We start from the raw sequence: 6,747 nt of genomic DNA, 5'->3' as shown, positions 1-6,747 counted from the left end.
GGCAGCGGCGCGGCGGATCTGCAATCCATGACGGATGCCGCAATACGCGATGCGCTGGCCGCGCACGGCGGCAACGTCAGCCGCGCGGCGCGCGCGTTGGGTGTGCACCGCAGCACCGTGTACCGGCGCGCGGGCAATCTGGTTGTGCCGCGCCCGCGATAGCTGCGCGGCAAGTTCGCAATAGCGCTCGCGCAGCCCCTGGCCGCAGGCGCCTCAGCCTACCAGGCGCGCAAGCTCCGCGCCCGGGTCCTTGGCGCGCATGAATGCTTCGCCCACCAGGAAAGCGTTGACCTGGTGGTCGCGCATCAGCTTGACGTCTTCCGGCTTCAGGATGCCGCTTTCGGTCACGACGCGCTTGCCCGCCGGAATGTTGGGCAGCAGGTCCAGCGTGTTCTTCAGGCTGGTCTCGAACGTGCGCAGATTGCGGTTGTTGATGCCCAGCAGCGGTGTCTTCATGGTCAGCGCCACGTCCAGTTCCCGGGCGTCGTGCACTTCCACCAGCACATCCATGCCCAGTTCCATCGCCAACGTTTCGTAGTCGCGCAATTGCGACGGCGACAGCGCGGCCACGATCAGCAGCACGCAGTCCGCGCCCATCGCGCGGGCGGCGATGATCTGGTAGGGGTCGATCACGAAATCCTTGCGCAGCACCGGCAGCGAGCAGGCGGCGCGCGCCTGGCGCAGGTGGTCGTGCGAGCCCTGGAAGAACTGCACGTCCGTCAGCACCGACAGGCACGCCGCGCCGTGCACCGCATAGGTCGAGGCGATGTCGGCGGGGGCGAAGGTGTCGCGCAGCACCCCCTTGGAGGGCGACGCTTTCTTGATTTCAGCGATGACGCCGGCTTTGCCCTGCGAGATCTTGTCCTCGATGGCTTGGGCAAAGCCACGTACGTCCTGCCGCGCCTGCGCTTCGCGCAGGACCTCGGCTTCGCTGCGCATCTGGCGAGCGGCGGCGACTTCCTCGACCTTGACGGCGAGGATCTTCGCAAGAATATCGTTCATTTCTGGAATTTCCGGGTATATGCGCAGAATTCTTCCAGCTTGGCTCGCGCCGCGCCGGTGGCAATCAATTCAAATGCTAGCGCTAAGGCTTCGGGAATGGAATCAGCTTTATTGCCGGCATAGATGGCCAGCCCCGCATTCAGCGCGACGATGTCGCGCGCGGCGCCCTCCACATTGTCCAGCGCTTCGATGACAAGTTCGCGCGACTGCTCGCGATTGGACACCTTGATGGACCGATTGGACATCATGGATAGCCCGTAGTCCTCAGGGTGGATTTCATATTCCCGTATTTGACCATCTTTCAGCTCGCCCACCAGGGTGGCCCCGCCCAACGACGCTTCGTCCATGCCGTCCTTGCCGTGTACCACCAGCACGTGGCGCGATCCCAGGCGTTCCAGCACCCGCACCTGGATGCCGACGAGATCGGGGTGGAACACGCCCATCAGCTGGTTGGCCGCGCCTGCCGGGTTGGTCAGCGGGCCGAGGATGTTGAAAATGGTGCGCACGGCCAGTTCCTTGCGCACGGCCGCCACGTTCTTCATGGCGCCGTGGTGGGCGGGCGCGAACATGAAGCCGATGCCGGTGGCCTGAATGCACTCGGCGACCTGCTCGGGCGTCAGCACCAGATTGGCGCCCAGGGCTTCCAGCACGTCGGCGCTGCCGCTGGAGGACGAGGCGCTGCGGTTGCCGTGCTTGGCGATCGGCACGCCGGCCGCGGCCGCCACGAACATGGCGGTGGTGGAAATGTTGAAGGTATGGCTGCCGTCGCCGCCGGTGCCGCACATGTCCAGCAGGTCGGCGGGGTTGGGCGTGACCACGGGCGTGGCGAATTCGCGCATGACCTGCGCGGCCGCGGTGATCTCGCCTATGGTCTCTTTCTTCACGCGCAGGCCCATCAGCAAGGCGCTTGCGATCTGCGGCGACATTTCGCCGCGCATCAGCATGCGCATGAGATGCAGCATTTCGTCGTGGAAAATTTCGCGGTGTTCAATGCAGCGCGTCAGCGCTTCGGCGGGGGAAATCGTCACGATGCGTCCTTCTTAGGCGAGGTTCAGGAAATTGCGGAGCAGGGCATGGCCGTGCTCGCTGAGCACCGACTCGGGATGGAACTGTACTCCGTATAGCGGCAGGGTCTTGTGGCGCACGCCCATGATGTCGCCGTCCGGCGCGGTCGCGGTTACGGCCAGGCAGTCGGGCAAGGTGGCGGGATCGATGGTCAGCGAGTTGTAACGGATCACCGTGTAAGGCGTGGGCAGGCCGGTGAAGAGGTCCGTACCCGTGTGCGAGATCTGCACGGTCTTGCCGTGCATGATCTGCTGCGCGCGCACGATGTCGCCGCCGTAGGCCGCGCCGATGGCCTGGTGGCCCAGGCACACGCCCAGGATGGGCTTCTTGCCCGCGAAGGCCTGGATCACGGGCACCGAGATGCCCGCCTCGGCGGGGGAGCAGGGGCCGGGCGACACGCAGATGCGGTCCGGATTCATGGCGGCGATCTCTTCCAGCGTGATCTGGTCGTTGCGCGCTACGCGCACCTCTTCGCCCAGTTCACCGAAGTACTGAACCAGGTTGTAGGTGAACGAGTCGTAGTTGTCGATCATCAACAGCATTTAATTCTCCTGTAGGGCCGCCCGGCGGCCCGGATATGTCCGGTTGGGGGCGGGCCTCAGATGGGTTCGTCCAGGCCGTGCTGCACCTGTTCCGCCGCGCGCAGCACCGCGCGGGCCTTGGCTTCGGTTTCGGCCCATTCGGCTTCGGGGTTGGAGTCGGCCACGATGCCGGCGGCGGCCTGCACATACAGCGTGCCGTCCTTGATGACGCCGGTGCGGATGGCGATGGCCACGTCCATTTCGCCGCCGTAGCTGAGGTAGCCGGCCGCGCCGCCGTAGATGCCGCGGCGCACGGGTTCCAGCTCGTCGATGATCTTCATGGCCTCGACCTTGGGCGCGCCGGTCAGGGTGCCGGCGGGGAAGGACGCGCGCAGCACGTCCATGCTGCTCATGCCGGGGTTCAGGGTGCCGGTGACGTTCGACACCAGGTGCATCACATGCGAATAGCGTTCGATCACCATGGTGTCGCTGACCTTGACCGAGCCCACCTGGGCCACGCGGCCCACGTCGTTGCGCGCCAGGTCGATCAGCATCACGTGCTCGGCCACTTCCTTGGGGTCGGCCTTGAGTTCGGCGGCCAGGGCGGCGTCTTCCTCGGGCGTGCCGCCGCGCTTGCGGGTGCCGGCCAGGGGACGGATCGTGATCTGCGACTGGGGCTCGCCGTTTTCCACCACGCTTTCCTGGCGCACCAGGATCTCCGGCGACGCGCCCACCACCTGGAAGTCACCGAAGTTCCAGAAGTACATGTAGGGGGAGGGATTGAGCGACCGCAGGGCGCGGTAGAGGGAGAGGGGGGAATCGCGGAAGGGCTTGGCGATGACCTGGCCGATCTGTACTTGCATCAGGTCGCCGGCGGCGATGTGTTCCTTGGCGCGGTGCACGGCCGCCAGATAGTCTTCCTTCTTGAAGTCGCGCCGCTCTTCGGTCTGCATGCTGGCGTGGCTGTATGGGATTTCCACGGGGCGTCGCAGGCGGGCGCGCAGGTCATGCAGGCGCTGTTGGGCGCGGCTGTAGGATTCGGGCTGGGAGGGGTCCGCGTAGACCATCAGGTAGATGCGGCCGGCCAGGTTGTCGACGATGACCAGTTCGTCCACGTGCATCAGCATCAGGTCGGGCGTGCCGCCTTCCATGCCGGCGGGGAAAGGCTTGACCGCGGGGCCCAGGCAGGGCTCGATGTGGCGCACCGTGTCGTAGCCGAAATAGCCCGCCAGGCCGCCGCAGAAGCGCGGCATGCCGGGGCGCAGGGCGACCTTGAAGCGGCTCTGGTACTGCTCGATGAAGGCCAGCGGATCGCCGTCATGAGTCTCGGCGACCTTGCCGTCATGCAGCACTTCGGTGCGGGTGCCGCTGGCGCGGATCACCGTGCGGGCCGGCAGGCCGATGAAGGAATAGCGGCCGAAGCGCTCGCCGCCCACCACCGACTCCATCAGGCAGGTCATGCGCCCGCCCTGGGGGCCGGCATGCGCCAGCTTCAGGTAGATGCCCAGCGGGGTGTCCAGGTCGGCATAGGTTTCGGCGACCAGCGGGATGCGGTTGTAGCCTTGTGCGGCGAGGGCCTTGAATTCGATTTCGGTCATGTCGGGTCTCGTGAGCGATTTATCTGCTTTCGGACCAGGCGCACAACAAAAAAGCCCGGTCCAGGTTACTGGTTCCGGGCTTGGCTCTGTGTTTTACACAGCTACGGCACTAGGCGGCATACGCGTCCAGGGCCGGGAGGGATCATCGCCACCCGGAAGACAAACGCCACCAGCGCCACGAGGCGCCGAGCATTTGGTTCTGGATGGAAACGTTCATTGAGCTTTGTTCAGTATTGAATTCGCGGTGAGCCGCCAAGTATTCAGGAGCCTGTTTTTGCCGCGTTCCGGTTTTGATTCCAGATCACGACCCACTCGGCTGCGGCGACTAGCGTGTCAACTATACCATCGACATCCAGCTCGCGCACGTCGCGGCCTTCGTTGTAGCCATAAGGCACCACCAGCACCTGGGTGCCCGCGCTGCGGCCCGCCTGGGCGTCATTGACGGAATCGCCGATGGTCACGGCTTCCTCCGCGGCGACGCCGAGCAAGTCGCAGGCATGCAACACCTGGTCGGGATCCGGCTTGCGGCGCTCGCAGGTGTCGCCGCAGACCACGGCGTCGAAAAAGCCCGCCAGGCCCGTGCGCTGCAGCAGCGGCAGGGTGAATTCGGTGGGCTTGTTGGTCACCACCGCCAGCTTCAGGCCCTGCTCGCGCATGAGTTTCAAGCCTTCGATGACGCCGGGGTAGATCTGTGCTTTCTCACCGTTGGATAGGTGGTAGTGGCGATAGAAGGCGGCGCGGGCGACATCGAACTCGGCGGCAGTGGGGTCGGCGGCGTCCAAACTGCCGGCCAGGCTGCGGCGCACCAGGTTGTCCACGCCCTTGCCCACGAAGGTGGCCACCACGTCTTCGCGCAGCGGCGACATGCCCAGTTCCACGCGCATGGCGTTGGCGGCAAAGGCCAGGTCGGGGATCGAATCCAGCAGGGTGCCGTCCAGGTCCAGCAGCGCGGCGCGAAAAGCGGTCATGTCGGTTCCCAGGGCTTAGATGGCGGTGGTTTCGCCGATGGCGATCTGTTCGCGCATGGACTTGATGATGCCGGCGTAGTCCGGCTTTCCGAAGATAGCGGAGCCGGCCACGAAGGTGTCGGCGCCGGCACGGCGGATTTCGGCGATGTTGTCGATCTTCACGCCGCCGTCCACCTGCAGCACGATTTCCTGGCCGCCGGCCTGCATCCAGGCGTCGATGCGGGCGCGCGCCTCGCGCAGCTTGGTCAGCGCGCCGGGGATGAAGCTTTGGCCGCCAAAACCGGGATTTACCGACATGATCAGGATCAGGTCGATCTTGTCCATCACGTAGTCCAGGTAGGACAGCGGGGTGGCGGGGTTGAACACCAGGCCGGCCTTACAGCCGTTTTCGCGGATCAGCGACAGGGTGCGGTCCACGTGGCGGCTGGCGTCCGGGTGGAAGCTGATGTAGTCGGCGCCGGCCTTGGCGAACATCGGCACCAGCTCGTCCACCGGTTCCACCATCAGATGCACGTCGATCGGCACCTGGACGTGGGGGCGGATCGCCGCGCACACCATCGGGCCTATGGTGAGATTGGGGACATAGTGGTTGTCCATCACGTCCACGTGGATCCAGTCGGCGCCGGCGGCGACGACGTTGCGGACTTCCTCGCCCAGGCGGGCGAAGTCGGCCGACAGGATGCTGGGGGTGATGCGGGTGGAAGCCTGTTGGGTAGACATGATGTTCGGGATCGGGGAGGGCATAATGTGCCATTATTGCAGTTTGAGGCGCGGTACCGGGAATGGCCCGGCCCGGCGGGTCCGGGAACCGCGTCTTTTCCAGCGTCCGGCGCCGTACCACGGTGGCCTGCCAGCATCACACAGGGAAGGACTGTGAAACCTTACGACCTGAGCGTCTCTGTCTCTCCGCGCTTCGTGCCCGAACAGTCCGACCCTGCCGAACAGCAGTTCGTGTTCGCCTATACCGTTCGCATCACCAATACCGGCGAGCATCCCGCCCAGGTGATCAGCCGCCACTGGATCATCACCGACGGCAACCAGCGCGTGCAGGAAGTGCGCGGCCTGGGCATCGTCGGGCAGCAGCCCTTGCTGGCGCCCGGCGAAACCTTCGAATACACCAGCGGCTGTCCCCTGCCTACCCCGGTGGGCACGATGCGGGGCACCTACCACTGCGTCGGCGAGAACGGCATCCCGTTCGAAGTGCCGATCGCCGAATTCGTCCTGGCCATGCCGCGTACCCTGCATTGAATGGCCCGGCCATCCGTCGCACGTTTTTTCATTTGCTCATGAAGCGCATTCTCAGTCTGTCCGTGCTGTCCGTATTGCTGGCGGCATGTTCCACCCCCTCCGATATCCCCCACGACTCGGGTTCGCCGAGCATCCCCGGCCCGTCCACGCCTGCGGCCGACGGCCCCCTGGTGGTGCCGCCGCTGGCATCCTTGCCGGACACTCCGCCGCGTGCGCTGGCCGGCAAGTACAAGGCGGCCAACTGGTCCGAGATGCCCGGCTGGACCAATGATGACCTGTCGCGCTTCTGGCCCCTGTTCCTGCGCAATTGCCGCGGCCTGATGCGGCCGACCAGCGGCAACCTGG

The 6,747-nt window shown here is 65.5% G+C and carries 8 protein-coding genes and 1 pseudogene; 3 read left to right on the top strand and 6 right to left on the bottom strand.

All coding sequences use genetic code 11. The features are described 5' to 3' along the window. Positions 1-162: helix-turn-helix domain-containing protein (locus VIR09_RS02935; protein ID WP_332011525.1), on the top strand; the 162-nt coding region annotated here is incomplete at its 5' end. A 51-nt stretch (positions 163-213) separates the two neighbouring features. Here VIR09_RS02935 and trpC read toward each other — a convergent pair. From trpC to rpe, 6 genes are all read right to left on the bottom strand, one after another. Further along, on the bottom strand, positions 214-1,002 hold the full coding sequence (gene trpC / locus VIR09_RS02930) for an indole-3-glycerol phosphate synthase TrpC (protein WP_105559586.1): 789 nt from the start codon (positions 1,000-1,002) through the stop codon (positions 214-216). Next, positions 999-2,030 (bottom strand): anthranilate phosphoribosyltransferase, encoded by a 1,032-nt coding sequence (trpD, locus tag VIR09_RS02925; protein WP_332011524.1) that lies wholly within the window; start codon positions 2,028-2,030, stop codon positions 999-1,001. The genes trpC and trpD overlap by 4 nt, the downstream gene beginning before the upstream one ends. Positions 2,031-2,042: 12 nt before the next feature. Continuing rightward, on the bottom strand, positions 2,043-2,609 hold the full coding sequence (locus tag VIR09_RS02920) for an aminodeoxychorismate/anthranilate synthase component II (protein WP_332011523.1): 567 nt from the start codon (positions 2,607-2,609) through the stop codon (positions 2,043-2,045). Positions 2,610-2,665: 56 nt separating this feature from the next. Continuing rightward, a complete protein-coding gene (trpE, locus tag VIR09_RS02915; RefSeq protein ID WP_332011522.1) occupies positions 2,666-4,186 on the bottom strand; it encodes an anthranilate synthase component I in 1,521 nt (506 codons plus the stop codon). A gap of 260 nt (positions 4,187-4,446) precedes the next feature. After that, positions 4,447-5,154, bottom strand: coding sequence for a phosphoglycolate phosphatase (locus VIR09_RS02910; RefSeq protein ID WP_013391098.1), 708 nt, complete (start codon positions 5,152-5,154; stop codon positions 4,447-4,449). 15 nt (positions 5,155-5,169) lie between these two features. Continuing rightward, the gene (gene rpe / locus VIR09_RS02905; RefSeq protein WP_332011521.1) at positions 5,170-5,898 is read right to left on the bottom strand and encodes a ribulose-phosphate 3-epimerase; all 729 of its coding nucleotides are present in this window, start codon (positions 5,896-5,898) and stop codon (positions 5,170-5,172) included. A gap of 129 nt (positions 5,899-6,027) precedes the next feature. Between rpe and apaG the strand changes: the two genes are divergently transcribed. Together apaG and VIR09_RS02895 are read left to right on the top strand one after the other, a co-directional pair. Beyond that, positions 6,028-6,402, top strand: a complete 375-nt coding sequence (gene apaG, locus VIR09_RS02900; RefSeq protein WP_207469053.1) for a Co2+/Mg2+ efflux protein ApaG — start codon at positions 6,028-6,030, stop codon at positions 6,400-6,402. A gap of 38 nt (positions 6,403-6,440) precedes the next feature. Next, a pseudogene (locus tag VIR09_RS02895) lies at positions 6,441-6,747 on the top strand (hypothetical protein); the annotation flags it as partial.

The organism is Achromobacter sp. (assembly GCF_036567245.1).
In the GTDB taxonomy this organism is placed as follows: Bacteria; Pseudomonadota; Gammaproteobacteria; order Burkholderiales; family Burkholderiaceae_B; genus Achromobacter.
This window is presented reverse-complemented; position numbering and strand designations above follow the sequence as displayed.